Source organism: Cytobacillus kochii, assembly GCF_020171845.1.
Classification (GTDB): Bacteria; Bacillota; Bacilli; order Bacillales; family Cytobacillaceae; genus Cytobacillus; species Cytobacillus kochii.
In genome coordinates, this window is sequence record NZ_JAIVAM010000007.1 from 298759 (window position 1) to 325109 (window position 26351).

The 26351-nt window shown below is 38.7% G+C and carries 23 protein-coding genes; 9 read left to right on the top strand and 14 right to left on the bottom strand.

Annotation, left to right across the window (positions count from 1 at the left end; all coding sequences use genetic code 11):
- Positions 1–207: 207 nt before the first annotated feature.
- From LCM23_RS12675 to LCM23_RS12685, 3 genes are all read left to right on the top strand, one after another.
- Complete coding sequence (locus LCM23_RS12675) at positions 208–363, top strand: hypothetical protein (protein ID WP_180316918.1); 156 nt, start codon at positions 208–210, stop codon at positions 361–363.
- A 27-nt stretch (positions 364–390) separates the two neighbouring features.
- Positions 391–921: a ClbS/DfsB family four-helix bundle protein gene (locus LCM23_RS12680; RefSeq protein ID WP_224937278.1), complete on the top strand. Its 531-nt coding sequence runs from the start codon at positions 391–393 to the stop codon at positions 919–921.
- A gap of 1239 nt (positions 922–2160) precedes the next feature.
- Positions 2161–2829 carry a DNA alkylation repair protein gene (locus tag LCM23_RS12685; protein ID WP_224937279.1) on the top strand — a complete coding sequence of 223 codons (669 nt, stop codon included), beginning with the start codon at positions 2161–2163 and terminating at the stop codon, positions 2827–2829.
- A gap of 243 nt (positions 2830–3072) precedes the next feature.
- On the opposite strand, the gene LCM23_RS12690 is transcribed toward LCM23_RS12685, so the two are convergent.
- From LCM23_RS12690 to LCM23_RS12700, 3 genes are read right to left on the bottom strand one after another with little or no spacing between them, the layout of a single operon-like run.
- A complete protein-coding gene (locus tag LCM23_RS12690; protein ID WP_095371709.1) occupies positions 3073–4872 on the bottom strand; it encodes an ABC transporter substrate-binding protein in 1800 nt (599 codons plus the stop codon).
- A 30-nt stretch (positions 4873–4902) separates the two neighbouring features.
- Positions 4903–6402: an ABC transporter permease gene (locus LCM23_RS12695; protein ID WP_224937280.1), complete on the bottom strand. Its 1500-nt coding sequence runs from the start codon at positions 6400–6402 to the stop codon at positions 4903–4905.
- Between the two features lie 13 nt (positions 6403–6415).
- Positions 6416–7876: an ABC transporter permease subunit gene (locus LCM23_RS12700; RefSeq protein WP_224937281.1), complete on the bottom strand. Its 1461-nt coding sequence runs from the start codon at positions 7874–7876 to the stop codon at positions 6416–6418.
- A gap of 120 nt (positions 7877–7996) precedes the next feature.
- Here LCM23_RS12700 and LCM23_RS26075 point away from each other — a divergent pair, with 120 nt between their 5' ends.
- On the top strand, positions 7997–9754 hold the full coding sequence (locus LCM23_RS26075) for an ABC transporter ATP-binding protein (RefSeq protein ID WP_318247534.1): 1758 nt from the start codon (positions 7997–7999) through the stop codon (positions 9752–9754).
- Between the two features lie 45 nt (positions 9755–9799).
- Here LCM23_RS26075 and LCM23_RS12715 read toward each other — a convergent pair whose 3' ends face one another.
- Entirely contained in the window at positions 9800–11110 is a 1311-nt protein-coding gene (locus LCM23_RS12715) for a short-chain fatty acid transporter (protein WP_224937282.1), read from the bottom strand.
- Positions 11111–11387: 277 nt separating this feature from the next.
- Here LCM23_RS12715 and LCM23_RS12720 point away from each other — a divergent pair, with 277 nt between their 5' ends.
- Positions 11388–12305 carry a nuclease-related domain-containing protein gene (locus tag LCM23_RS12720; RefSeq protein ID WP_224937308.1) on the top strand — a complete coding sequence of 306 codons (918 nt, stop codon included), beginning with the start codon at positions 11388–11390 and terminating at the stop codon, positions 12303–12305.
- A 109-nt stretch (positions 12306–12414) separates the two neighbouring features.
- Here LCM23_RS12720 and LCM23_RS12725 read toward each other — a convergent pair whose 3' ends face one another.
- The 6 genes from LCM23_RS12725 to hpaI all read right to left on the bottom strand — a co-directional run bounded on the left by LCM23_RS12725 (position 12415) and on the right by hpaI (position 18556).
- A complete protein-coding gene (locus LCM23_RS12725; RefSeq protein WP_224937283.1) occupies positions 12415–13110 on the bottom strand; it encodes a hypothetical protein in 696 nt (231 codons plus the stop codon).
- Positions 13111–13145: 35 nt separating this feature from the next.
- The gene (locus tag LCM23_RS12730) at positions 13146–13463 is read right to left on the bottom strand and encodes a hypothetical protein (protein WP_224937284.1); all 318 of its coding nucleotides are present in this window, start codon (positions 13461–13463) and stop codon (positions 13146–13148) included.
- Between the two features lie 127 nt (positions 13464–13590).
- Positions 13591–14580: a 3,4-dihydroxyphenylacetate 2,3-dioxygenase gene (hpaD, locus tag LCM23_RS12735; protein ID WP_224937285.1), complete on the bottom strand. Its 990-nt coding sequence runs from the start codon at positions 14578–14580 to the stop codon at positions 13591–13593.
- Between the two features lie 13 nt (positions 14581–14593).
- Positions 14594–16066, bottom strand: coding sequence for a 4-hydroxyphenylacetate 3-monooxygenase, oxygenase component (gene hpaB, locus LCM23_RS12740; protein ID WP_224937286.1), 1473 nt, complete (start codon positions 16064–16066; stop codon positions 14594–14596).
- Positions 16067–16078: 12 nt separating this feature from the next.
- Positions 16079–17599 carry a 5-carboxymethyl-2-hydroxymuconate semialdehyde dehydrogenase gene (gene hpaE / locus LCM23_RS12745; RefSeq protein WP_224937287.1) on the bottom strand — a complete coding sequence of 507 codons (1521 nt, stop codon included), beginning with the start codon at positions 17597–17599 and terminating at the stop codon, positions 16079–16081.
- A gap of 27 nt (positions 17600–17626) precedes the next feature.
- Positions 17627–18556, bottom strand: a complete 930-nt coding sequence (gene hpaI / locus LCM23_RS12750; RefSeq protein WP_095371699.1) for a 2,4-dihydroxyhept-2-ene-1,7-dioic acid aldolase — start codon at positions 18554–18556, stop codon at positions 17627–17629.
- Between the two features lie 156 nt (positions 18557–18712).
- On the opposite strand from hpaI, the gene LCM23_RS12755 reads away from it, so the two are divergent.
- The 4 genes from LCM23_RS12755 to LCM23_RS12770 all read left to right on the top strand — a co-directional run bounded on the left by LCM23_RS12755 (position 18713) and on the right by LCM23_RS12770 (position 21842).
- Positions 18713–19600 carry a LysR family transcriptional regulator gene (locus LCM23_RS12755; RefSeq protein WP_224937288.1) on the top strand — a complete coding sequence of 296 codons (888 nt, stop codon included), beginning with the start codon at positions 18713–18715 and terminating at the stop codon, positions 19598–19600.
- A 295-nt stretch (positions 19601–19895) separates the two neighbouring features.
- Positions 19896–20684 carry a fumarylacetoacetate hydrolase family protein gene (locus LCM23_RS12760; protein WP_224937309.1) on the top strand — a complete coding sequence of 263 codons (789 nt, stop codon included), beginning with the start codon at positions 19896–19898 and terminating at the stop codon, positions 20682–20684.
- The gene (locus LCM23_RS12765; RefSeq protein ID WP_224937289.1) at positions 20681–21433 is read left to right on the top strand and encodes a fumarylacetoacetate hydrolase family protein; all 753 of its coding nucleotides are present in this window, start codon (positions 20681–20683) and stop codon (positions 21431–21433) included. Before LCM23_RS12760 ends, LCM23_RS12765 begins: the two co-directional genes overlap by 4 nt.
- 13 nt (positions 21434–21446) lie before the next feature.
- Positions 21447–21842: a 5-carboxymethyl-2-hydroxymuconate Delta-isomerase gene (locus tag LCM23_RS12770; RefSeq protein ID WP_224937290.1), complete on the top strand. Its 396-nt coding sequence runs from the start codon at positions 21447–21449 to the stop codon at positions 21840–21842.
- A gap of 91 nt (positions 21843–21933) precedes the next feature.
- On the opposite strand, the gene LCM23_RS12775 is transcribed toward LCM23_RS12770, so the two are convergent.
- Genes LCM23_RS12775 through LCM23_RS12790 form a run of 4 tightly spaced genes read right to left on the bottom strand, consistent with a single transcriptional unit; the run spans position 21934 to position 26272 of the window.
- Entirely contained in the window at positions 21934–23526 is a 1593-nt protein-coding gene (locus LCM23_RS12775; protein ID WP_224937291.1) for a sodium:solute symporter family protein, read from the bottom strand.
- A gap of 1 nt (position 23527) precedes the next feature.
- Positions 23528–23698 carry a hypothetical protein gene (locus LCM23_RS12780; protein ID WP_224937292.1) on the bottom strand — a complete coding sequence of 57 codons (171 nt, stop codon included), beginning with the start codon at positions 23696–23698 and terminating at the stop codon, positions 23528–23530.
- An 18-nt stretch (positions 23699–23716) separates the two neighbouring features.
- The gene (locus LCM23_RS12785; RefSeq protein ID WP_224937293.1) at positions 23717–25003 is read right to left on the bottom strand and encodes an ArgE/DapE family deacylase; all 1287 of its coding nucleotides are present in this window, start codon (positions 25001–25003) and stop codon (positions 23717–23719) included.
- 21 nt (positions 25004–25024) lie between these two features.
- On the bottom strand, positions 25025–26272 hold the full coding sequence (locus LCM23_RS12790; RefSeq protein WP_224937294.1) for a M20 family metallo-hydrolase: 1248 nt from the start codon (positions 26270–26272) through the stop codon (positions 25025–25027).
- Between the last annotated feature and the right edge of the window lie 79 nt (positions 26273–26351).

The following is a 26351-nucleotide window of genomic DNA, read 5'->3' on the forward strand; positions in this document are numbered from 1 at the left end:
TCCCGCTTTAATTACCATCACATATATTTTCATAACGGAAGATTTCACATTGCAGCCATTGTCGTTACTGCTATTAGGGTTGATGTTACTTATTATGACTATTACTCTATTTCAACAAGGTCATAAAGGGATCGCTTTATTTTGCGCCATTGTGATGTTCATATATATGATTGTTTTCATACAAAATATCGTTTATAGGGGTATACTATGGAATTAATATACGTTTTTATTATTTTTCTTATTCTATTTCTCATTAGTGCTGTGCTTAATATTCTGTTGAAAATGACAAGAAAAAGAGACTGGCTGATTACTTTATTTATTAGTGTTTTTTTAAGCATTATTATTTACGGGGTGCAACAATAGATTTGAAAATGGAGGGATATGGCCGAAATGGATGATACAAAGGAACGCCTCTTACTGGAGAGTGAACAACATTTCCACTCATTAATGAAACTAATTGAATCTGTTCCTGTAAGAAAAAGAAGCCTTTCCATCGAGACAGCTGACCGGGATAAAAATTTCCGCGATATTCTTATGCACCTATATGAATGGCATGCGATGTTGGAACGCTGGTATAGAGAAGGCATGGCCGGAGATACACCATCCATGCCGGCACCCGGGTATAAGTGGCGAGAGATTCAACAGCTTAATCAACAAATTTGGGAAAACTACCAAGATATGAAACTCAACCAAGCAATCAAGAAATGTAAATTAAGCCATGAGCGAATCATGAACATTATCAAGTCCCATACCACTGAAGAAATCATCACCAAAAAGCATTACAAATGGACAAAAACAAGCAATCTATATAGCTATTTTGCTGCGAATACATCCAAGCACTACTTGTGGGCAATGGGGAAATGCGAAAAGATTATTGTTGAAATCAATTCAATGAATATGGTTAGTGATAGGAACAAATAGTTTTGGATGTGGATTACTCTCAGTATCCCGCTTGCGGTTCTTGTTTCTTTCTCGGATTCGGGGATTACTTTTGAATTGCTCTCATCTCCACTTTTTGATAGACAATGTTGGTTTCCTAAGTTAGAAGTACTGTTCTTCTTCTCCAACGACGAGACCATAACTTCACAAAAAGTACCCTATAGGTAGACTTTTACCTATAGGGTACATTCTTAGCCGTAAACCATTTTTATTTAATTAGCTATTGTTTCTATTATGACCCACTATTACTGTTGAATAAGGTCCTCTAAGGATGTGAAATAATATTATTTTATACAATTAGTTGATTTCAAAACGAAATTTTTTTCTTTAGAGCCACCTAAATGTTTTAATTGTCATTAAATAAAAAACAATACTTAAGCCAAGTATAATCGATATATCCCCTACTATTGGCAACTTTCCATCGAAATCAAACAATGCCTGATGGTAAATATCAGTAAGGTATGTAAACGGAATAAAATAAGAAATCGTTTCAAATATATCAGGTAATATATACAAATGAAATCATTTATCTGGGAAATGCTTTGTTGATGATTATTAGTGATTATTAACAGAAGATACACTTTCATCTGTTCTGAATCATATCACTCATTTATAACCAATAGCATTACAAATGGCAAAGACCAGCAGTCTATCTAGTATTTTTCTACGAATACCTTTAAACCTAACTTTGTGGGCATGAAATATAAACAGTTCATAAGTTTAGGGTTTCCTCGTTGTTGGAGATTTCTTCTGGATATGTTTCCTCCTCTTTAACCAGCTTTGGATACTGCTTTTAAATTATCACTTTCCTCTTCAAACGACTTACATTAGTCATTGGCCTGTCTTTTTAAAAGGTCGGAAATTCCTTTACACTCATAAAAGGGACGCCTTCTCAATGTCAGGGGATTGAAATGATGAGTATGGCGGCAAACTAAATAAAAGTGAGTTTACTTAATAAATTATTTTGTGAATAGATGTTCTTAAACAAACGAGGCATTTCTTTAAAAAGAGATGCTCTTTTCGTAGCCAATTAAAAGGAATTGAATGTTTGTATTATATTAGAGATGGTTTTTCTTCTATTATATGTAGAGAAAGCTTTAATTCGATATATGCTACACTATAAATACGAGGAACTTTGGAGGCACACCACCACGGATTAAAATTATATAGACCATCACGGACATATTGTGAAACAGTGCTTTTAAAAAGGAGTTGGATAAAATGGATAAAAACAAAGATACAGAAATAAAGCGATCTTCAAAAGCAGAACACATTCTACTTCAGATCAATAGTAAAACGAAGCTAGGCGACTTACGAAAAATCGCGAAGGATATTAAAAAAGATCACGAACTAGCTATGGAACTTTGGTCAACTGAAGAGTTTTTGCCTAGACTATTAGCAATCTTAATTATGGACAAAAAACTTCTTTCTCAAGATGTGCTAAATAAGCTTGATAAGGATATGCAGACTCACACTCTTGATGAGCGAAATAACTTAATGGATTGGTTAATGGCTAATCAACTCACCAAAGACAAGAAGAAAATTGCATTGATGGAGTCATGGGAAAATAGTCCTTCTGCTCTTCAAAGGCGAGCTTTCTGGTATTATCAAGGGCGATTGAGATGGACTGGACAAACACCGCCTGATAACACCGCAGACTTGCTATCTAGATTAGAAGCTAATATTATGCAGGAGGAACCGGAAGTTCAATGGGCTATGAATTTCACCGCAGGCTGGATAGGCGTTTATGATGAAAAGAATCGTACACGTTGTATGAATCTTGGTGAGAAAACGGGTCTTTACAAAGATGAAAAAGTAGCAAAAGGTTGTACTCCCAGCTATTTGCCAGAGTTCATTGCGATTGAAGTGGACAAACGGCAAAATAACTAGTTACCTCAGGGGTTACTGTATTTGTGCACGGTGTAATACAAATTTGTTGCTTCAATATTAAATCACTTATCACGTAACCAATCAGCATTTTATATCGAAAGCAATGATGACTCTTGCTAGTGCGAAATGCCACACTGAAAATTGTTCTCCTCCTTTTACTGACCCCATCACTCAACTAGAACGATAGCTCCATACAAAAACCCCCCACAAATTCCTGTGAGGGGTATCTTTCATTTCTATCCTTTATTCAGCTTGATACTTACCTAAGAATTCCTTCACTTTATCAGCATCGGCTTTTAGTTCATTGCCAGTATCTACTAGTGGACTTACTGTAGATGAGGCTTTGATTTTATTACCTTGGTAGTAGTCGATGATTTCCTCTTGGTTGATAGAGTAAAGTACGGCTCTTCTTAGATCGGCACTTTCAGAAACGGCACGACCTTCTGTATTAAATAGAAGGTATGATACAGCATTACTTGGAATGCTTTGTAATTGTAGTTTGCTATCGCCTTCTACCGTCTCATATTTATTTTCTGGTACGCTGTATTGAATATGTGTTTCTCCGTTACGTAAGGCAGAAAGTGAGCTATCAATATCGGCAATGAAACGAACATTTACTTGATTAATATTTGGTTCATTTTCAGTATCCGTCATATAACCTGGGTTTTTGTAGAATACAGCTTCATAATCATTTTTATGAGATAAGATGTATGGGCCACTAGCATATAACGTATTGTCATAGCTATCGCCTTCAGTTACTGTGTTTTGGTCACCATAAGCGATGTCCTTGTTTACATCAAAGTCTTCCACTTTATACGTGTTGATTGATTCGACTTGTTCTTTTGATACAATACCTGCAGATTGGTGCGCAAGGTAGTTTAATACTTGTGGGAATGGTTCTGTAGTTGTTACTTTCACCACTTGGTATTTACCTGCTGCGTTATCTGCTGCATCATCTTCAGCAACTAACTCGGCAATCTCTGTATCTAATCCTTCTTCAAGTGCTGCTTTAACCGTACCCTCGCCACCTGAAGTTTGTACTTTCTCTAATTCTGAAACATCTGTCACAACTTCAGCTGTCTCAATATGCTCATGTAAGCTATATGTGCGGTGATCTGGTACAGAATTTTTATCCTTCGCACGTTCTAGTGAGAAGACAACATCCTCTGCACCAACAAGGTCATCTGTTTCTTCTGCTTTTTTATCAGTAACTTTGGCAAAATTAACGTCATCTCTTAATAAGAAATAATACTCAGAATTGCCATCTGCAATACTAAAATTACGAGATAGGGAACCATCAGCCGTCACAACATCATCATCTGTTAAGTTTACAAGGCGAATATACATATTCGAATTCAACATATTAATAGAACCATCGTTCCCTTTAATTGGGTCAAGGGAAGTCAGTGTTGAAAGTGTTTGCGATAATACGAGTGGATCTGATTCTCTCTTCGCTTCATCTTGGAAATCAATCGTTTCCCATGCTAAAGAGCGCGATTTAGAAAGGCGAACAGAATCTGGTACTAACACATCTTTATTCAATGCTTGTGTTTTGTAAGAGCTATATAATGGTGCAATATAAGCTTTATCAAATACAAGTTTTTCCTCGAATTCCTTATATGTTTTTGCGTATTCTTCTGGTGTTTCAGTACTTGCTTTATCTATCAACTCATCAATCTCTTTATCAGCCATAATGCTGTAATCTCCACCGCTAATAAACAATGAACGCACAGCGTAATCTGGATTTCCTGTTACAGTCGTCCAACTTGATAAAGCAACATCATAGTTTCCTGCATCTTGTTGTGCTTTAAAGCTACCATAGTCAGGTTGGATGTTTAATTTTACATCAAAACCATTCTTCGTTAATTGGTCACGAACAATGTTCATGTCCTCTTCACTACTGCTCATGCCAAGAATCTCTATTGATGGCTTAGAGCCATCACCACTACCTGAACCTTCATTCTCAACATCAGATTTTGTATTCACACATCCTGTTAGAATCAATGTAAATATTAACAAGAATGATAGTACCGCCTTTTTCATCTGCTTTCCCCCCTGAAAGTCTTTTATTTATTAATCAAGCTTAGGGTCAAGTGCATCACGCAACCCGTCCCCAAGAAAGTTAAACGATAAAACAAGTGCAATAATAGCAATACCAGGATAAATAGCTAAGTAGGAATGTGATTCTAGATAAGCACTACCTACTTTTAAGATATTACCCCATTCCGGTATATGCGGCTCAATTCCTAATCCTAAATAACTTAAACTACTTGTGGCAATTACTGCTCCTCCGATTGTTAACGTAGCCTTTACAATCATTGGCGCCATACTATTTGGGACAATTTGTTTAAAAATAATCGATAGATTACTTGCTCCGAGCGCACGAGCCGACATAACATATTCCATATTGGAAATCATCAGCACATTTGCTCGCATCGTTCTTGCATACGTTGGAATTGAACCAACACTTAAGGCAATCACTAGTGTCGTTGTGCTTGCCCCGAAAGCTGCGATGATGACGATCGCAAGTAAAATACCTGGAATAGCATATAATACATCTAATAATCGCATTAAAATATTATCCGTGCGTTTCCCATAATAACCAGAAATAGCACCTAGAATCCCACCAACCACAAACGGAATGAAGGTCGATAAAACCCCTACAATCAGAGAGATCCTGGCCCCAAAGACAATGCGCGAGAACACATCGCGACCAAAATTATCTGTACCTAAAGGATAGGCAAGACTTGGCATTTGTAATGTAGCACCATAATTATTATCAACCGCCATACCATAATCGAAGGTCCAATAACTGCAAATCGATAAAGAGAAAATAAACAGAATGAAAAATAATCCTAGCATCGCTGTCATATTACTCGCAATTTTCTCCCACATCGCATACCATTTAGCAACAGTAGATGGCGTTTTGCTGAACACTTCTAATAGCATAAATAAACCTAAGGCAAGGGCAAATAAATTACCGGTTAAAGAAGTAAGTATTAATAGGATTCCTACAGACAACTTCCATTTCGATAATTGTCCGTTATCTTTTATTACTAAAAGGAGTACAACCAACTGAAAAACGAAAATGGCCAGTAACAAAAACATACCCATGAGGAATGTATTCGCTACGTAAGGTTTAAACAAGTTTAATGAAGATACCGCAATCACGTAGAATTGCGTCATCAACATAAACATAGTAAATAAGTATTGTGGGCTTTTTTTCTTTTTAATAAGACCAAATGCAAAAGCGGTTGTGAAAATATTACCCACCAATACACTTAATAGTTGGAAATAACCCCACATTCTTGTCGACGAGCGTATAACGCCATCTCTTTTCAAATCCCGCTTCACTTGATAAGCAATAAAAGATTGAATGATAGAGAAAACGGCATAAGCAATAAATAATGAAAAGAAAACTGGCTTGATTGCCCCTGTTGAAAAATCAATACCTGCAAGCAAAAAGATCAGCGTTAAGGCAATAGAGACAACAAGGGCAAAGTTGGCCTGCGCATATTCAGATGTCGCCTTTAAGGCGAATTTTTTTAACAAGCTATCTTTATGAGTAGACATGCTGCACCTACTTTTAATATTGTTTCATTTTTGAACGAATTCTTGGATCGATAAATGCATATAAAATATCAATCAATAAGTTCACTAATGAGATTGTAATGGCAATATATACAACACCGCCCATAATAGCGGGAATATCAGGGATAAATTGTTTATCAACAATATAACTTCCAATTCCACTAATATTAAAAACTTTTTCTGTAACAGCAGCTCCACCGAGCATACCGCCAAACATTAAACCAATGACAGTAATAATTGGTATCAAAGCATTTCCAAAAGCATGGCGCCAAAGTATGCGGCGTTCATTAAGACCTTTTGCTCTTGCAGTAATAATATAATCTTCATGGATGACTTCTAGCGTAGATGAGCGAGTCATCCGAGCAATGGAAGCCATTAAACCGGTTCCCAGGACAACCGCTGGCATGATAATCGAAAGCAAATTACCTGGTGTAAAAGTAGCCGGCAGCCACTGTAACTCAATCGAAAATGTTAAAATAAAGATTAAACCTTGCCAAAAATTCGGAATCGATAACCCAATTAAAGCTACGAACATAAGGGTATAATCTAAAAAGGTATTAGACCTTGTAGCAGAAATGATTCCAATAGGAATGGCAATAACAATCGCTAAAATTAAGGCAATAAACGTTAGTAATAGTGTGATTGGAATTTTTCTAGCGATGGCATCCACAACATTTTCATTTCCGGCAAAAGAAGCACCTAAATCAAATGTGAAAATACCTTGAATTGCTTGCCATAATTGAACCCAATACGGTTGATCTAACCCATAAATTTGGTTAAATGTCGCGATCTGTTCCTTAGTAGCCGTTACTCCTAAAATATTGGCAGCTGGATCAAACGGTGAAATATACAAAATCGTAAACACAAAAAAAGCGACCCCAACAATAACAAATAGGGTGGAAACAAGCCTTTCAAAAATATACTTTATATACGGATTCATATACAAGAAAAGGAGGGTATAGAACAATAATCCAGGTATGAACGTTAGAACAACAAATACTGGATGTTCTAATAATGATCGCATGATACTTGCAAAAGTTAATTGATCTTCTCCTCGCTGTGCTAATTCCTCCTGAACTTTATCCTCTACTACCTGAAGAAACTCATCCTCTGCTCTCTTTTCAGCCACTTGTTTCATTTTCAACTCATCTATCTTTTGCTGAAAGAACGTTTGCTTTCGCCTTTGCTGTTCTATATGTTTCGTAATTAATTTTTCCTTTAAACCGGCTTCTGTGCATGCTTGATGGAGCTCACGCCATAACCGCTGATAAGCGTCATCTTTTCTCTTTATGAGGTAAATAATGAAGCTAATCACATAAACTGGTAAACCTATAATCAACATCGCCCATTTTAAAAATGGGTATTGGTTCATTTTCCCAAAGGTTTGACTGAGTGTCGAAAGCACATTAGGAACGCTAGATGAATGTATCTGTGGCGCATTATTGACTGTATTCATTCATCCGTTCACCCCCTTTAGTCCCGATAATTCCTAGTTGTATACTATATTTTAATTCTAGTATAATATGACTGTCAATATTGTTCGAGAGTAAACATCAAAGTTTGGTAGGTGGAGAATGTGGAACCGTTATTAAAAATAGAAAATTTACAAGTATCCTTTATGTCTCGAGAGAAGGAATTTGAAGCTGTCAAAGGTGTCAGCTTTACTGTCAATAAAGGAGAAACATTAGGCATTGTCGGTGAATCAGGCAGTGGCAAGAGTGTCACTGCCCGCTCGATTATGAGACTGCTCCCGTCTCCTCCTTCCCTTTTAAAAGACGGCGAGATTATGTTTCTCGGTAAAGATCTGGTCAATGCAAGTGATCAAGAATTGGAAGCGATCAGAGGGAAAGATATGAGCATGATCTTCCAAGATCCAATGACCTCGTTGAATCCAACGATGCGTATTGGTCAACAATTAACTGAAACAATGCTAAAACATACAAAAGGATTAGGTAAAACTCAAGCAAAGGCTGAAGCCATTGAGCTTTTAAGATTAGTAGGGATTCCAAAGCCAGAAGTTCGTTTTGCCCAATACCCACATGAGTTTTCTGGCGGGATGCGGCAACGGGCAATGATTGCTATCGCTCTTGCTTGTCGTCCTAAGCTACTCATCGCTGACGAACCAACAACAGCACTTGATGTAACCATACAAGCGCAAATACTGAACCTAATGAAGCATATGCAGGAAAAATTCGGTACTGCGATCATTTTAATCACCCATGACCTTGGCGTTGTTGCTGGCATGTGTGACCGTGTTGTCGTAATGAAGGACGGGGAAATCGTTGAAAAAGGCACAACCGAAGAAATCTTTGAGCATGCCACTCACCCTTATACATTACGATTACTCAACGCTTTACCAAAGCTTCATGAAAAAAAGAAAGCAAAACCAGCACCGCGTATTAGTGAAGATATCAATGCAAAAGAACCCCTTCTCGAAGTAAAAGCATTGAAACAACACTTCGATTTAGGCAAAGGCCAAGTGTTGAAGGCTGTTGATGATATTAGCTTCTTTATTAAACCTGGTGAAACACTTGGTCTTGTCGGGGAGTCTGGTTCAGGAAAGTCCACCACCGGGCGTGCGATTTTAAGATTAAATGAACCAACTGCTGGTGAAGTGTTGTACCAGGGTATTCCTGTGAATCAACTAACAGCAAAGGAAATGAAGATGATGCGCAGACATATGCAAATGATTTTTCAAGATCCTTATGCTTCATTAAACCCGCGCTTTAAAGTAATTGATATTATCGGTCAAGCACTAGATATTCATAAGCTCGTAAAAAATAAGCAAGAACGCCGGAAACGCGTAGAAGAATTACTAGAAATGGTGGGTTTGGAGAAGGAACATGCAATGCGTTATCCCCATGAATTTTCTGGGGGACAAAGACAGCGAATTGGGATTGCCCGCGCACTTGCCGTCGAACCAAAATTCATCGTCTGTGATGAGCCACTCTCTGCACTAGACGTATCCATCCAAGCGCAAATCGTTAAATTACTTGAAGACTTACAGCAAAAGCTTGGATTGACCTACCTATTTATTGCCCACGACCTCTCCATGGTTAAACATATTAGTGACCGTGTAGCCGTTATGTTCGGGGGAAAAATCGTCGAACTCGCAGAAAGTGAAGAACTCTATGCTAACCCGCAGCACCCATATACAAAATCACTACTCGCTGCCATCCCAATCCCTGACCCAGCGATTGAACGGCAGAAAAAACGCGAAACTTTGTCCGCACAAGAAGAGCGACGTGAGGAATATCAACTCGATAATGCTGAACTTGTGGAAGTAACGCCTGGGCATTGGGTTGCTCAGCCGAAGGTAACAGTGGAAATATAAAAGAAAAGCCGGCCATTTTCGGTCGGCTTTTCTTTTATAAATTCTCTAGTAGACAAAATAGATAAGAATAGTAGTAATCACCCCGACCCAAACACTCAACAAAATGCAATACCCCATTATATGGCGAATATGCAGACCAACAACACTTAAAATAGGTAGAGCCCAAAAGGGTTGAATGAGATTCGTCCAACCATCTCCCCAACCGACAGCCATTGCCGTGATGGCATGATTTACTCCTAGCTGTGCTCCTGCCGCTACTTGTAATGGACCTTGTAATGCCCATTGTCCTCCACCAGACGGGGCGAGTAGGTTCACCACGCCTGCAGTCCAATAAGTAAAAACACCAAAAGTATCTGATGTGGCCACATTGGTTATCCAATTGATAATAGACTCAGCTATCCCTGAGCTACCAAGTACCGCAATAATGCCAGCATAGAAAGGAAATTGCAAAATAATCGGTGATATCGATGAGGCCGCATCCTTAAAAGCTTCTGCATATTGAGTAAGCGACTGATGAAATAATAAACCTAAAGATAGAAACGCAAGATTAATAATATTTAAATCTAAATCTCTACCATTCCAAAATGAAACCAGTAAATAAATAAGTCCAATCAAACCTGTTACCGTTCCCCAAACCTTCGATCGCTCTAACTTCATAGCCGGACTATCTATTTTCTGTTCCTTTTGTCGAGAAGTTACCTTTTTTTCTTTTTCTACAAAAGGAATAATGTCTTTTTTTGGTGCCATTAATATGATGAATAGTGGCATCGTTATCACTAAGGCAATAAGAATCGTCATTGTACCTGGATGGAATATTGTCTCGGAAGTAGGAATGACACCAATAGCACTTTGAAGAAAATGACCTTCTGTTGCCACTGATAATCCAATTGAACTCGATAAACCAGCTGTGTACAATACCGTGGGTGCATATGCAGCTGCTACCAGTAATGGAAAATGCGCCTGCTGATTTCTTTTACCAACCTCTCGGGCGATGATTGCACCGACAATGACCGCCAATCCCCAGTTAATATAATAGGCAAATGAGGATACGAGAAAGGTGAGAATATAAGCTTGATTTGCACTTTTGGCTAATGATGCTACACGGCTGAGAAAACGTTGGATAAAAGGGACTTTAGCTAATGCCATTCCCGTCATTAATAATAAAACCATTTGCATAGTAAAGGTTAAATAAGTCCAAAAGCCATCACCGAAAGACTCCACAATCATCAATGGCTCACTTGGATTCATGATTAAAGCAAGGCCCATCATGAGTAACATCAGGATAACAGCAATGACAAAGGCATCCGGTAAAAATCTCTCAACCATTTTTGAAAAACGGTGTGCTAATCGATTCATTCCCTACTCCCCCTAACATGCTCGTCAGCACTAGGCTGTAGTACATGGTATGAACGAGGGAAAAGGGATATACGCTTTATTTTCTCAAAAAGTTTGTCCGGAATAAAGAAAGTAATTGAGTGGTCATCAATACAAAAGTTCATTACTACCTATAGTAAAATCTAAATCATATAGCACTTAAGAATCTCTCACTTGCTCCAATGTAATAGTTAACATGGCGAACTTTCTCCTTTATAATATAAGAAAAAGTAGGAAAGGATGATTTTGATTGCCCATTATGAAACCGCTATACCCTCCCCAACAACTCCGTTTTCTTCTTGCACTCCATGCTCGAAAGGAATTATCTTCAGACCACCTTCATCACCTACAAGCAATGAAAAAAGGAGCAGATGGTGAAATACGTTGGACAACCCTCTTAAGCGAACTGCCAGATGACATTCCCATTCTTTATGATCTCAATTTTGAGATTAACCAATCCATTATTCAATTAGATGCTCTTTGTATTCTGCAGAATAAAATAGTTATTTTTGAAATCAAAAATTACAGTGGTAATTATACACTGGTTGGTGACCAATGGCTTAGTCCTTCAAAAAAAGAAATGAAAAGTCCACTCATCCAAATCAAACGAAATGAACCGCTCATTCACCAGTTTCTTAAGAGGTACCAGCTCCCCATTCCCTTTGAATACCACCTCATATTCGTTAATCCCCAATTTATTTTATATGGTGCAAAACCAAATGGAAATATCATTTTTCCTGGACAAATCCCACAATACCTTGACTCATTAAAAAAACAAACTGTCTCTCCAACATTACTTCACACTAAAATCATCGAGACATTATTAGACAACCACAAAAACAAACTAAACATGCTTGTCAAACCAGAATATCATTATGAAGAATTAGCGAAGGGCGTGTTTTGTAGTAAGTGTTGTGGGAGGATGGAGCGATTGAGTAAAAAAAGGTTTAAATGCAAGAAATGCTCCCATTCGGGATTTGTAAATGACATCATCTTCAACAATATTAAAGACTATTCAATCCTATTTCCTGAGAGGAAAATTAAAACATTAGATATATACGAGTGGATTGGGAAGCAAGTAAGCACTGCTATTATTCATAGAATATTGCAGAAAAACGCTAAAAGACTCGGAAATGGCCGAGCAACCTATTATGAACTCATAAATAGCAATTTTTAAGCGTAGCTCAGGTCATGAAAGTCCTTGATTAAACAAGAGGCTAAACACTTTTTTGACGATTTAGGGCAAAGCCATAAACAAATGACCGGAAGGAGGAAAAGTCGTGGCCTTACCTTTTTTCCCTACTTATCTTTTCCTTCACAACGAGATTAGTCGCGATTCTTTCTTTTACCCTACTTATCTTTTCCTTCACAACGAGATTAGTCGTGATTCTTCCTTTTACCCTACTTATCTTTTCCTTCCCAACTAGATTAGTCGCGATTCTTCCCTTTGCCCTACTTATCTTTTCTTTCACTGCCAGATTAGTCGCGATTCTTCCCTTTACCCTACTTATCTTTTCTTTCCCAACGAGATTAGTCGTGATTCTTCCTTTTGCCCTACTTATCTTTTCTTTCACAACGAGATTAGTCGCGATTCTTTCTTTTACCCTACTTATCTTTTCCTTCACAACGAGATTAGTCGCGATTCTTCCTTTTACCCTACTTATCTTTTCTTTCACAACGAGATTAGTCGCGATTCTTCCCTTTGCCCTACTTATCTTTTCCTTCTCTTCCAGATTAGTCGCGATTCTTTCTTTTTCCCTACTTATCTTTTCTTTCACTGCCAGATTAGTCGCGATTCTTCCTTTTGCCCTACTTATCTTTTCTTTCACTGCCAGATTAGTCGCGATTCTTCCTTTTACCCTACTTATCTTTTCCTTCCCAACGAGATTAGTCGCGATTCTTCCCTTTACCCTACTTATCTTTTCTTTCACAACGAGATTAGTCGCGATTCTTTCTTTTTCCCTACTTATCTTTTCCTTCACAACGAGATTAGTCGCGGTTCTTTCTTTTTCCCTACTTATCTTTTCTTCACTGCCAGATTAGTCGCGATTCTTCCTTTTACCCTACTTATCTTTTCTTTCACAACGAGATTAGTCGCGATTCTTCCCTTTGCCCTACTTATCTTTTCTTTCACTGCCAGATTAGTCGCGATTCTTCCTTTTACCCTACTTATCTTTTCTTTCACAACGAGATTAGTCGCGATTCTTCCCTTTGCCCCACTTATCTTTTCTTTCACAACGAGATTAATCGCGACCTTCTCTTTTTCTCTACTTATCTTTTCCTTCACAACTAGATTAGTCGCGATTCTCTCTTTTCCTCTACTTTTCTTTCCCATCCAGATCAGTCGCGACTATCCCTTTTTTAGATGAAACGACTCGCAGTCATTCTATTTTCAAAAAAATTAGCTTTCTTACTAGAAATAGAGGGAGTGCTTCCAATGAAGACTCACTCCCTCTCTCCCATTACACAATAAATATCGGTTTAGCCTGCTTCAATTTCGCTGCCACAGTTTCAAGTGGTTTGCCAGTGTGTACATCTAGAACGGTTGATGCTTCATTAAACCAACAGTCCGGTGCTGCTGCACCCCAGAATGTTTGGCGGCGTTTGTCGTTGAGCTCCCAACGGATTGGTTTGAAGTCGGGATCGCTCGTTAAATAATCGCCATTATATAGCTCGATACGGTGGCCATCTGGGTCTCTTAAATAGAGGAAAAAGGCATTGGATAAGCCGTGTCTTGCTGGGCCACGTTCAATATTTTCTGCATAACCCAGTGCTGCTAGCACATCACAACCATGAATTAAACTCATCGGATCGCTGAGCCAATAAGCGACGTGGTGTACACGTGGGCCTTCTCCATTCATAAAGGCGACATCATGGACGGATGGTTTTCGATGAATCCAGGCTGCCCAGATTTTATCCTCTTCAGTTGCCGTGTATTCTGAACAAGAGAAACCGAGTTCTTTTGTATAAAAACCATAAGCGGCTTCCACATCAGAGACCATATTATTGAAATGGTCAATCCGTTGGGCCTTTGCTCCTTGATATAAATCGTAGCGTTGTAATAGGCGCTCAACTGTATCCATTTTCGCAAAAAATTCTAACGGGATTCCTGAGACATCCTGTACCCGTAAAGCCCTGCCAATGGCATGCTGGCTACCCTCTTCTAACCACTTTGTCTTCATACCGTGCTTTTCAAACATAGCTGCCAATGCATCTAAATCGGCATCTGATCTTACCTTATAGCTAGTGACTTCAACATGTGGTGCGTCTGCTTTCTTCAACACTAGACTATGATGAACATGTTCCTCTAAGCCTCTTAAATAAATCGTATTTTCATCCGATTCGGTTTCTACTAAACCAAGTCCTTTGATATAAAAATCACGAGAACGCTCTAAATCGGTCACATGTAAAATCGCTCTAGCCGTGCGAATAATATCAAAATCTACACTCATCACGCGCTCCCCCTTATACGTTTAAAAACTTTGAATTGGACGCTTTGCCTAAAAAGTCTTGTACTCTGGCCTTTAGCTCATCCTTTGCTTGATAATGATCAAAGTAGGTCATCCCCATACGGATAGGATCGCCGAAGAAGTAGTATTCATAATGCATTTGCCTGCTGCCAAATGCACTCATCGTGATATCCCAAGCCAACCTAAATAGTTGAACTCTCTCGTAACCTTCTAGATTCTTCCCTTGTAAACCACGGTGAATAATATCACCAATTTCTTCATTTTGAAAATCAGCTTGTGTCGGAATTCCCATTAATCCAGATGCACCTAGTACACGTAGAATTTCTATGAGACGAGGATAAACTCTTGGGTACCAGTTGCGTGCAGCATCGAGTGCCTCGTAATCAGGTGTCATGGTCCCCCACTTATCGAGCTTTGCATTATGTTCAGCACGGTACATATGAGATTTCATCGTTTCAAGTGCCAACATGATTTCTGTTCCTTTGTCCTTCACATGTTGGAAACTATCAATACCAATGGCATCCATCATCGACAAAGCTACTCCGAGTATAAATTCTGTCTTAATGATATTTTTTGAAACGACTTGGTGCGACATATGCACGACCGCATTTGTTTCGCGGAAGGTGCGGTTACAAATTGATGAATTCCCGCACACAAATACACGCTCCCACGGAACAAATACATTTTCAAATGATACAATTGCATCTCCTTCTTCAAAACGGGAGCTAAGTGGATGGTCATAACTATTCCTCCCATAATCGAATGATTCCCTACTAATGAACTTCAATCCTGGGGTATTATTCGGAATGGCAAACGCTAAAGAATACGGATCATCCAATTCACCTGCTTTTTTCACAGTCGATGGAAATACAAGAATTTCATCAGTGATACCGCCTTGCGTTGCTAATAAACGGATACCATCCACATATATTCCTTCATCTGTTTTCTTCACTAAATGGAGAGCGACATTGGCATCCTTCTGTTCATGTTGTGCCTTAGCCCTGTTCACTTGTGGATGAATCAATGTATGTGTCAAACTAATATCATTTTCCCTAGCAAATTCGTAATACTTACGTGCGTTTTCTGCGAACATCGGATCTGCTTCAGCAAATAATTCATTTGATACACCCATAGCCATCACTTCTGCATTCAAGTAATCGGGTGAGCGGCCCATCATACCACCTGATGTAAGGGCCCACTCTTGAATGGCTTCTCGTCTTTTTATTACATCTTCAATCGTTTTTGGTTGCAGCCATGTCATTCCTACTTGTTCACCTGTTGTTGGTGACGTGTAAAGCATTTTTTCCGGTTTTTCAAACTGCAAATCATATAGATCTGCCATTGATTTCACGACACCTTTTAAACCAGGATGTGCTGTTACGTCTTGCACTCTTTCGCCGTGCAAATAAATGTTATTGCTCGCCTTTTTTAGCCGCTCGATATATTGCTTTCCATTCTTTGCCCCCATCTATTCCCCTCCTTATTTTTTCTTACCGAATTGTGGAATATGGTGATCACTGATGGCGACATGAATGACCTTAGGTTCTGTATAAAATTCGAAAATGGCATAATGTCCACCTTCTCGTCCGATACCACTCGCCTTCGTTCCACCAAACGGAATTCGTAAATCCCGTGTGTTTTGCGAATTAATCCAAATCATTCCTGCCTCTACAGCTTGGGCCACACGATGACCACGCTTAATATCATTCGTCCAAACGAAGCCAGCTAAGCCGTATTTTACGTCGTTTGCCACTTGGATGACCTCTTCTTCTGTTTCAAATTCAATCACTGCCATCACTGGTCCGAAGATTTCTTCCTGGCAAACTTTCATATCATTCGTCGCGTTTAATAATAAAGTTGGTGGAACATAATTACCGGCAGAGAATGCTGCTGGCACATCCCCTTGGAAAACGTCACAGCCTTCTTCTCCCGCGATTTCAATATATTTTTTCACTTTGTTATAATGGGCTGTTTCAATCAGCGGGCCAAGTTCTGTGGCCTTATCCATGGGATCACCAACGACGATATTCTTCACCCGATCTTTAAGTGCTGCAACGAACTTTTCTTTAATATTTTTGTGCAAAAACACGCGGGAGTTCGATGTACAGCGTTCACCGTTAAAAGAGAATATCCCCCAAACAGCTGCATCAAGGGCGCGATCTAAATCGGCATCCTCAAAAACAATCAACGGTGATTTCCCCCCTAATTCCATTGAGGTTTTCTTCAACGTATCGGCAGCATTTTTAATAATGGTTGAACCAGTCGTTGTTTCACCCGTAAATGAAATCGCTTCCACATCAGGATGACGAACAAGGGCATCACCTGCTGTTTCCCCGAAGCCATGGACAATATTGAATACCCCTTTAGGTAAACCTGCTTTTTGAATCACTTCAGCCAGTTTATTCGCCGTTAATGGAGATAGCTCCGCAGGTTTAAGGACGACCGTATTCCCAGTCGCTAATGCCGGCGCCACCTTCCATGTCTCTAACATAAATGGGGCATTCCATGGCGTAATTAACCCCACAACCCCAAGCGGTTTATAGATCGTATAATTGATAAATTCATCGTCCACTTGGTAGGCTTCACCATGCAAGGTCGATTCAACCATTTTCGCGTAAAATCGGAAGTTCATCGCTGCACGTGCCGCTTGTTTTTTCGTTTGGCTGATAGGCAACCCTGTATCAATCGCTTCTAATCTCGCAATCTCTTCCGCTTCTTCATCAATAAGGTCAGCAATGCGGTTAATATATACCATCCGCTCTGAAATTTTCATCGTTTTCCAAATTGTCTCGAAAGCTGTTTTCGCACTCTCCACTGCAACATTAATATCTTCCTTATCGCCTTCAGCTACAAGATTAATCGTTTCATTTGAAAAGGGACTTAGATTGGCAAATGTTTTCTTTGAAACACTATCAACAAATTCACCATTGATAAATAGGGATACATCCTCAACTGCAAAATTTTGCTTTGATTGATTCGTCTCGGTCACATGATTAGTCATATTGTTTCACTCCTTGTTTAAATCACTTTACTTCTGCACGACACCGCCAGGAAGGTCCACATAATGTTTTAAGACTTCTGCAATTTCATCTTGCAAGCTCTGCGTAGGTAAATCCATCGGCAGTCTAAGTACCGGCTTAATTTTGCCCATTTGACCAAGTGCTGCTTTTAATGGTGCAGGATTCGTATCTTTGAACAAAACATCATTCAACTGCATGAGTTCGTAATGCAAGTTTTGTGATTGTTCTACATCGCCAGCTTTCCATGCATCATAAATCGCTGCCACTTTATCTGGGACAATATTTGCTGTTGCGCTAATATGTCCTGCGCCACCAATGGCTAGCATCGGATAACATAACAGTTCAATTCCTGAATAAAGTAGGAAATCACGACCGCAATTCAGTAGTACACGGTTCACATGTTCGAAGTCCTTATTCGATTCTTTTACACCAATAATATTCGGGCAATCTTTACTCAACTTCGCAAGTGTTTCCACATGCATATTTGTGCCTGTTCGACCTGGAATGTTATAAACGATGAGGGGGAGATCTGGTACGGATTCAGCGACAAGTTTAAAGTGCTTATAAAGCGCATGTTGCGAAGGTTTATTATAATAAGGAACGATGATAAGGGCAGCATCTGCACCCATCTCCGCTGCTTTTTTCGTTAAGTACAATGTTTCTTGATGGTTTGTTGAGCCTGTACCTGGTACAAATGGTACTCTTCCGTTAATTGTTTCTTTCGCCACTTCCATCACTTTCAATCGTTCATCGATTGTTAATGAACTTGGTTCTCCAGTTGTTCCTGTAACAGAAATACCATGACTTCCGCTTTCAATGTGCCAATGGATGAGCTTTTTAAATGAGTCAAAGTCTATCGATTCATCTTCATGAAATGGTGTAATAATCGGTGCAATCGAACCTCTTAATCTTTGTTTTACTTCAGCAAACTTCGTCATTTACAAACACTCCTTCTTTAAGTTTATTTCTGAAATTTTTGAATATTTTTATTGTAAGCTCTTTCATTTGCAGTTTAACATGTGTTAGATTATATAAAAAATATTGTTTTTGTTTGTTTTGGATATAAAAAAAGTATCGTTTCAAGGAGGAGCAAGATGGACATAAAGCAGCTGCAATACTTTTGTACAATTGTTCAGGAAGGGCAAATCACACGTGCAGCAAAGAAGTTACATATGGCACAGCCACCACTTAGCCACCAACTGAAACAACTAGAAGAAGAACTAGACGTTAAATTATTCGATCGCATTGGTAGGAAAATGGAACTGACCAAATCAGGTAGCGTCCTTTATGAACGTGCCTTACAAATATTATCTGAGTTAGATGAAGCTAAAAACGAAGTCAAAGAAACAAATGAAGGCGTGAAAGGAAAGCTTTCTATTGGTGCGAGCAAATCTTGTTTCGCCTTTTTACCAGACCGCTTACGGGCGTTTCGTGAAAAATACCCTCTTGTTACCTTTCAGTTAAGAGAAGGTGATACTTACTACATTGGCGAGCTATTGAAAAATCGCGAAATCGAACTAGCTGTCACTCGCCTTCCGCTAGAGATGGATGATATTGAGATGATTCGCTTTCCAACAGAACCTTACGTACTAGTCATTCCAGAATCATGGCAACAACATATCCACAACAAGACTTCCATCAAAATGATAGATATCAAAAACTTCCCATTACTCTTACTCCATCGCATCAATGGCAAAGGTCAATTCGAAATCGTCACAAATGAATGCCGTCGTCACGGCTTTGAACCGAAAGTGATTTTGGAATGTCCCGATGCCTCTATGCTTTTATCTCTTGTTACTGCTGGGGTTGGTGCAACAATAGTACCTAAGTCTACATTGCAATCTTATTATGCAGATAAAGCGATTGTCATAGAGCTAGAAGATGCAACCATTCAATCGGAATCGGCCATTATTTGGTTAAAAAATCGTTACCTATCGAAAAGTGCCCGTCGAATGATAGAGACCTTTCAAACAAACGTTTGATTGAATACTAGGAAGTTTTCTATCAGTAAGTAGAAGAGTGACACCTTCTAAAGTGAAGTTTAGTATATTATGTTTTTTTGTATGTCTGACTCGATTCCCTCTTACCACTAGATTTGAAGTAATCAAAATACAAATTTCAGAGATTTCAAATATAAAAAAGGATAGATTGTACCGTAAAGATTCCACTTGGATATTTTGTAGAAAAGGATGCAATTTATTTTACATTATTTGAAATATTTAAAATAATAAATTATGATTTAATCATTATTTTGTTAAAGGAGTGTTGATCACATTGATGAAAGCAATGATGAGATATAATGGACAATTCTTTTTACAAGAGGTTTATGTCGATTCTACTAAACAACTAATAACCCGAGGAGAAGAGACAACCCCAATTGAACAGCTTGTCGTCCATCCCCCAGTATCTGGAACGGTTTACGGAACATTACTTAATTACAAAGGTGAGTTAGAAGCACTTGGTTCAGCTGTTTGTGAAAGCCCTTACCAACAACCACCGAAAGCACCCATTCTTTATATCAAACCAGTCAATACAATCAATTACCATCAAGCGAGCATTCCTATGCCAAAAGAAGAAGATACCTTACAAATAGGCGCTACCCTTGCAGTAGTCATCGGTAAAAAAGCAAGCAACGTATCAAAAGAAGAAGTACAAAATTATATTTTGGGCTACACAATTGCTAATGATGTCAGTATTCCACATAGCAGTGTTTACCGTCCTGCCATCAAGGAAAAAGCGCAAGACGGATTCTGTCCAATCGGTCCATGGATTGTTGATCGAAAAGAGCTGGCGAACCCTGACGACTTAGATATTACCATCCATATCAACGGAGAGTTAAAGCAACAGCAAACAACTAGAAACTTAATCCGCCCCGTCGCTGAGCTGATCGCAGAGGTTACTTCCTTTATGACCTTATTTGAAGGCGATACATTACTAGTCGGTGTACCAGAAAACCCTCCGCTTGCCCGTAATGGGGATGTTGTCAAAATAACGATTGCTGGCATCGGCTCACTTGAAAACCAATTTATTATCACAAAACAACCAGTAAAGGAGAATACGATATGAAAACCGCACGTGTCGCCTATAAAGGGAATATCCACGAGGCAATAGAATGGTACGGTAAGCTACAATTAGATACTGGCGCCATCGTTTCAGAAGATGATGTCGTTTGGCTCCCTCCTATTGTGCCACAAACGATTTTTGCATTAGGACTCAACTACGCCGATCATGCGGCAGAGCTTTCTTTTAACGCACCGAAAGAGCCCCTCGTTTTTTTAAAAGGACCTAATACACTTATCGGTCATAACGGGGAAACTTTCCGCCCTGCCGATGTTACCTATATGCATTATGAATGTGAATTAGCAGTAGTCATTGGTCAATCTGGTAAAAATATACAAGAAAAGGATGCTTATAACTATGTCGCTGGATATACCGTGGCCAATGATTACGCCATCCGCGATTATTTAGAAAACTACTATCGCCCAAACCTACGTGTGAAAAATCGTGATACATTGACACCCATCGGCCCCTGGTTTGTCAGTGCAGATGAGATAAAAAATCCAATGAATCTCACTTTACGCACCTATGTAAATGACAGTGTCGTCCAAGAAGGAACAACGAAAGATATGATTTTTAGTATTCCAAAGCTCATCGCCTATTTAAGCAGTTTCATGACACTCAATAAAAACGATATCATTCTCACTGGGACACCAAAAGGTTCAGTCGATACGAAAGTGGGAGACACGGTCCTCACTGAAATCGAAGGCATCGGCCGACTCAAGAACACCATTATAAGCGAACCTGTCTATCAATGAAAGGAGGATTTTTATGCCACATTTCATTATTGAATATACGAGCAACATCAAAAGCACTGCACATATTCCCGCCTTATTAGAGAAAGCGAACAAAATCCTCATAAGTAAATCGCCTACTTTTCCGATAGGCGGAATCCGTTCAAGAGCCATTGAGCTAGAAGACTATTATATTGCAGATGGTCAGGCAGACGATGCCTTCGTTCATGCAACCCTCAAAATCGGCTCCGGACGAAGTGAGCAGGTAAAGGCAGCTGTATGTGACGAACTCTTTACTATGATGAAGGATCACTTCAAGGAACTATATGATCAACGCTATTTTGCTTTATCAATGGAACTGTATGAATTTAGCGAAGCTGGTACGTATAAGTGGAATAATATTCATGGTCGGTTTAAGAAGAATAATCGTTAGTTATTAATATATTTTATATAATCTCTCTCCACAATCAATGTTTTTTGTAGAGAGAGACTTTTTCTATTACCTTCGCCTGCTAAGACAGGAATTACATCCCTAGCTTTACAAGGAAATAGCCCCATAGCACAACTGAAATCACAATAAAAGAAATAGCAATGATAAAGGTTTGCTTATATTCACGTTTGAGTTGGGCTAAACCATTCGGATTTTTAAGTATATTCCGAATAGTTAATGTAGATAATTTTGCATTCTTTAGCTTTTGATAGTATTGCAACTCATACTCTGATGGTGTGGTTAAATATCCAACCATCATCAAAGTAAGTATAGAAAGTATAATAGCTAAATAGAAATTATCAAAACCCGTTGGGAATGAGACTATTTTCCAGCGAATAAGTTCCCCAAATAGGATATAAGAGATTATGCCCACAGTCATACTAGCTGTTGCTGCTTTACTATTCATTCTCTTCCATTCAAGACTCCCAACAATTGTTGGCAACCATGCCACAGCAAAAATCGAACCTGCATATATGGAAATCCAGAATATTGACGATGGTTGAATAATGGCAATAATACAAACAAGAATAGCGACAAACACTTGAGCAGCACGCCCTAGAATTAAACTTTGCTTATCACTCATTTCCTTATGTAAGACATTTTCAAATAAGTCTTTAGCTAATGCAAAACCTGTTAAAACAAAAAGTGTTGAAGCCGTAGACATAATGGATGCCATTAACCCTGCAAGGCCAATCCCCGCAAGACCAGAAGGAATATATTCCATCATCCCAACAATAAATACACGGTCAGCAGGCTCAATTCCGGGTTGAAGTACTTGCATGGCTGCTGCTGCAATAAAGACAAGTAATTGCATAACAGGAGCAAAGAACACACCAATAACTGCTGTTTTTAATATAACAAAATCATTTTTCGCAGGGAACACTCTAGATACAAGTGACGGTGTGCATGTGAAAAATAATATCCACATTAAAAATTGAGAGAATATCCATCCAAATGGACGATTCTCCGCACCAGTAACTCCCCAGTAGTTAGGAATTACTTCTCCTAAGTTCTTAATCTGATCGAGACCAGCTTGTCCTATAATAATCGGAGATATAATGATTGAAATAGCTAGCATTGTAAAAAACATCAATGTGTCTGTTATAACAACACCATACATTCCACCCATTGCGCTGAAGATTAAGAGGGCAAAAGTGAATAGCAATATTAGTATCGGGAACGGAATATCTAATATTTCAGATAAGACCACCCCTGCACCTATAAGCTGAACGACTCCGTAAGCTAATAAACCAATAATCATAATAACTGTTGAGATGACCGTAACTGTTTTATTTTTAAATCTTTTTTCAAAGAACTCAGGAAGCGTTTGGCATTCAATTGCTTTCATCTTTCTACCTATATAAATGACCGCAAATAACGTGCCCAACCATGCACCGAAAGAACCAAAACCTGCATGTGCTACAAGACCTTCGCTATAATTCATTCCTGCAAGACCTAACAATGTTACAGCACTTAGATAAGTGGCTGCTAATGTTCCTACGATGAGAAGTGTTGAACCCTTTTCACCCATCACATAAAAATCATCCTTACTTTTTACATATCTTGTTACAATAATACCCGCAATAATGTAAACTGCTATAACTATAAAAAAGATTATTTTTTCCATCCTAAGCCTCCTTTGTTATGTCATCTTTCTCACTTGTTGTAGAACCGTCTTCTTTTTCTAATTTTTGAATAACGGGTAAATATTCTTTTCTTAATATTCTAATGACAATGACAGAAGCTAGCACACTTGTAAAAATCGCACTTCCGAAAAGCAGCCATGCACCAATATACATTACTATCCCCCCATAAAATTATTCTTTATATTTACACCACTTTAGCAAGAAAGCAGCATATGTCTTGGTTACTCTTTTAACACTTTCTAAATCCACCCATTCATCAGGTGCATGCAAATTTCCTCCTGTCGGACCATAGCATGTGGATGGGATATCATAATACAAATTGTAAAATCTAGCATCCGTTGTTGCCGTAAATGTACTAAATTCTAGCTTTTTATTTTCAGTAATTTCATGTGCTTCACCAAGTATTTGAAAAATTTCCTGGTCGGGGTCTATGACAAACCCACCTGCGTGAAATCCATAGAATGTAATTTCAGGCAAATTTTCCATCAACCAAGGATCTTTCTTCGCTTCAGCTAATAAAAATGTCTTCAACTCTTCCTTCACATCTTGTGGGTCGATACCCGGATTAAAACCTACTCTTGCTTCTATAATACATTCTGACGGTACCGTAGATGGCCAATCTCCTGAATGTATTTTTCCTATATTTACATTCAATGGATGAGGGTGATCAGCGAATATGGGGTGATTTTCTTTACTATTAATGGCTTCTTCATAGTCTAATAGTGCCTGAACCATTATATAGGACTTAACAATTGCATTGATTGATTGCTCTGCTCTTTCTGTGTGGGCTCCCAACCCTGTTACTTTGATTCGTACCCATATTACACCCACTTGACCGATTAATCCTTTTTGCCCTAAAGGTTCAGGAATTAAAGCAGCATCTGCTCGATACCCAGCCTCTATAGCAGCCAATGCACCATTTCCCGTACATTCCTCTTCAATTACTGTCTTTATAATGACATCATTAGAAAGAATGATTCCTGCCTCCCGTACAGCTTTTAAGGCATAGATCATAGCAACTACACCAGATTTCATATCTGCAATACCACGACCATACATTTTATTTCCAACAATTGAAGAACCCCACGGGTCATGACTCCACTTTGTCATTGGTTCTGGGCTTACAACATCAATATGTCCCTGTAAGATAATACTTTTCCCATCTTTCTCACCAGGTGCTTCATACTTACCCACAACAACTGGACGGCCTTTATACGACCATTCAGGGGTTGAAAAACCTGGATGAGCACCAAGTTGCTTCGGATCAGGAATCATTTCTTCTACCTCTAAACGTAAATCATTTTGTAAAAAGGTAGCGATGTATTCTTGAATGGCTGTCTCATTTCCTAAAGTGGAAGGATAACGTCCTAATTTTTGTAAAAATTCAACTTCTTCATCCCATAAGCTTTCAACTGTTGCAAAAACCTCGTTCACTACATCTTTTGTATTTTTAGTCATTTACCTTAGCCCCCTTAATTTTTATATTAGATTCTCTTTATTTGCGAGTGTGATAACGCTATGAAGCAATACTTGAACACCTCTTTCGATATCTACTGCTTCACTGAGTTCTTCCTCACAATGACTTACCCCATTAATGCTTGGGATAAATATCATTCCTGTAGGTGCTACCTTGTTTAAATACTTCGCGTCATGAGCAGCTCCACTTTGCATGTTTAAGTAAGAGTAACCATATTTCTTAACAGCCGTTTGAATGACTTCTATTATGCTATCAGTAAAGTGCTCTGTTTCAACGTCAGCTATATCAGTGATTTGTATCTCCATATTTTCAACTAACGTCATCATGCTTAAAGTCTCTCTTAATTGGTTAGTAAATCGTTTGCGTGTTTTGTTATTAGGGTGACGAATATCAATTGAAAATTTAGCTTCACTGGATACAGAATTAATCACATTCGGGTAGGCATTTATCCGGCCTACTGAAATTAATAAATCCGGATACTCCGCTGCTAATGAATAGATTCTTGTTATTAGTTTTGCTGCATGTAGAATGGCATCTTTTCGATTAACCATCGGCCTTGTGCCTGTATGTGCCGTTTCACCTTTCACCGTTACTTCTATCCAGTTCATGCCTTGGATACCCGACACTATACCGATTGCTTTATGACTATCTTCCAAAATAGGACCTTGTTCAATATGTAACTCTAGAAAACTAAAAATATCTTTAGCTCGATTTTCCTCAGTCCCTTCATAACCTATCCTCCGTAATTCACTACCAAAAACCTTCCCCTGTTGATCGGTCTTATTTAAAACGGCTTGCTTAGGAAAAACATTTGTCATTGCACCTGAACCCAACATTGCTGGCTCAAAACGTGCGCCTTCTTCATTCGTAAAATTAACAATTTCTATTGGCCTCATTGTTTTTAACTCCAGGTCATTTAAAGTTCGAATAACTTCCAATGCACCAAGAACTCCTAATATCCCATCAAACTTACCACCATTGGGCTGTGTATCTAAATGGGAACCAATTAAGACAGGCGCTAATTCATCCCTTTCTCCTTCACGACGCCCATACATATTTCCGAAGTCATCTATTCTGATCTCCAAACCGGCATCTAACAACCACTGATAAAATAAGTCTCGCATGACCTTATCTTCATCAGTTAAAGTCAAACGACAAATCCCTCCATTAGGTAACTTTCCAATTTCCGCACTTTCCTCAATCGTTCCCATTAAACGCTGAATATTAATTTCTGCTAATTGCTGACTCATCCTAGCCACTCCTTCTCTTTTAATGAGTAAGATGCAATTAGCATGCCAAGTAATTGTAACAATTGACCCTTTATTTATA

Bases quoted from the DNA above. Each gene is read 5' to 3' on its own strand.
- LCM23_RS12675 (WP_180316918.1), top strand. From the start codon at position 208: ATGGAATTAATATACGTTTTTATTATTTTTCTTATTCTATTTCTCATT.
- LCM23_RS12680 (WP_224937278.1), top strand. From the start codon at position 391: ATGGATGATACAAAGGAACGCCTCTTACTGGAGAGTGAACAACATTTC.
- LCM23_RS12685 (WP_224937279.1), top strand. From the start codon at position 2,161: ATGGATAAAAACAAAGATACAGAAATAAAGCGATCTTCAAAAGCAGAA.
- LCM23_RS12690 (WP_095371709.1), bottom strand. From the start codon at position 4,872: ATGAAAAAGGCGGTACTATCATTCTTGTTAATATTTACATTGATTCTA.
- LCM23_RS12695 (WP_224937280.1), bottom strand. From the start codon at position 6,402: ATGTCTACTCATAAAGATAGCTTGTTAAAAAAATTCGCCTTAAAGGCG.
- LCM23_RS12700 (WP_224937281.1), bottom strand. From the start codon at position 7,876: ATGAATACAGTCAATAATGCGCCACAGATACATTCATCTAGCGTTCCT.
- LCM23_RS12715 (WP_224937282.1), bottom strand. From the start codon at position 11,110: ATGAATCGATTAGCACACCGTTTTTCAAAAATGGTTGAGAGATTTTTA.
- LCM23_RS12720 (WP_224937308.1), top strand. From the start codon at position 11,388: ATGAAACCGCTATACCCTCCCCAACAACTCCGTTTTCTTCTTGCACTC.
- LCM23_RS12730 (WP_224937284.1), bottom strand. From the start codon at position 13,463: ATGGGAAAGAAAAGTAGAGGAAAAGAGAGAATCGCGACTAATCTAGTT.
- hpaD (WP_224937285.1), bottom strand. From the start codon at position 14,580: ATGAGTGTAGATTTTGATATTATTCGCACGGCTAGAGCGATTTTACAT.
- hpaB (WP_224937286.1), bottom strand. From the start codon at position 16,066: ATGGGGGCAAAGAATGGAAAGCAATATATCGAGCGGCTAAAAAAGGCG.
- hpaE (WP_224937287.1), bottom strand. From the start codon at position 17,599: ATGACTAATCATGTGACCGAGACGAATCAATCAAAGCAAAATTTTGCA.
- hpaI (WP_095371699.1), bottom strand. From the start codon at position 18,556: ATGACGAAGTTTGCTGAAGTAAAACAAAGATTAAGAGGTTCGATTGCA.
- LCM23_RS12755 (WP_224937288.1), top strand. From the start codon at position 18,713: ATGGACATAAAGCAGCTGCAATACTTTTGTACAATTGTTCAGGAAGGG.
- LCM23_RS12760 (WP_224937309.1), top strand. From the start codon at position 19,896: ATGAAAGCAATGATGAGATATAATGGACAATTCTTTTTACAAGAGGTT.
- LCM23_RS12765 (WP_224937289.1), top strand. From the start codon at position 20,681: ATGAAAACCGCACGTGTCGCCTATAAAGGGAATATCCACGAGGCAATA.
- LCM23_RS12770 (WP_224937290.1), top strand. From the start codon at position 21,447: ATGCCACATTTCATTATTGAATATACGAGCAACATCAAAAGCACTGCA.
- LCM23_RS12775 (WP_224937291.1), bottom strand. From the start codon at position 23,526: ATGGAAAAAATAATCTTTTTTATAGTTATAGCAGTTTACATTATTGCG.
- LCM23_RS12780 (WP_224937292.1), bottom strand. From the start codon at position 23,698: ATGTATATTGGTGCATGGCTGCTTTTCGGAAGTGCGATTTTTACAAGT.
- LCM23_RS12785 (WP_224937293.1), bottom strand. From the start codon at position 25,003: ATGACTAAAAATACAAAAGATGTAGTGAACGAGGTTTTTGCAACAGTT.
- LCM23_RS12790 (WP_224937294.1), bottom strand. From the start codon at position 26,272: ATGAGTCAGCAATTAGCAGAAATTAATATTCAGCGTTTAATGGGAACG.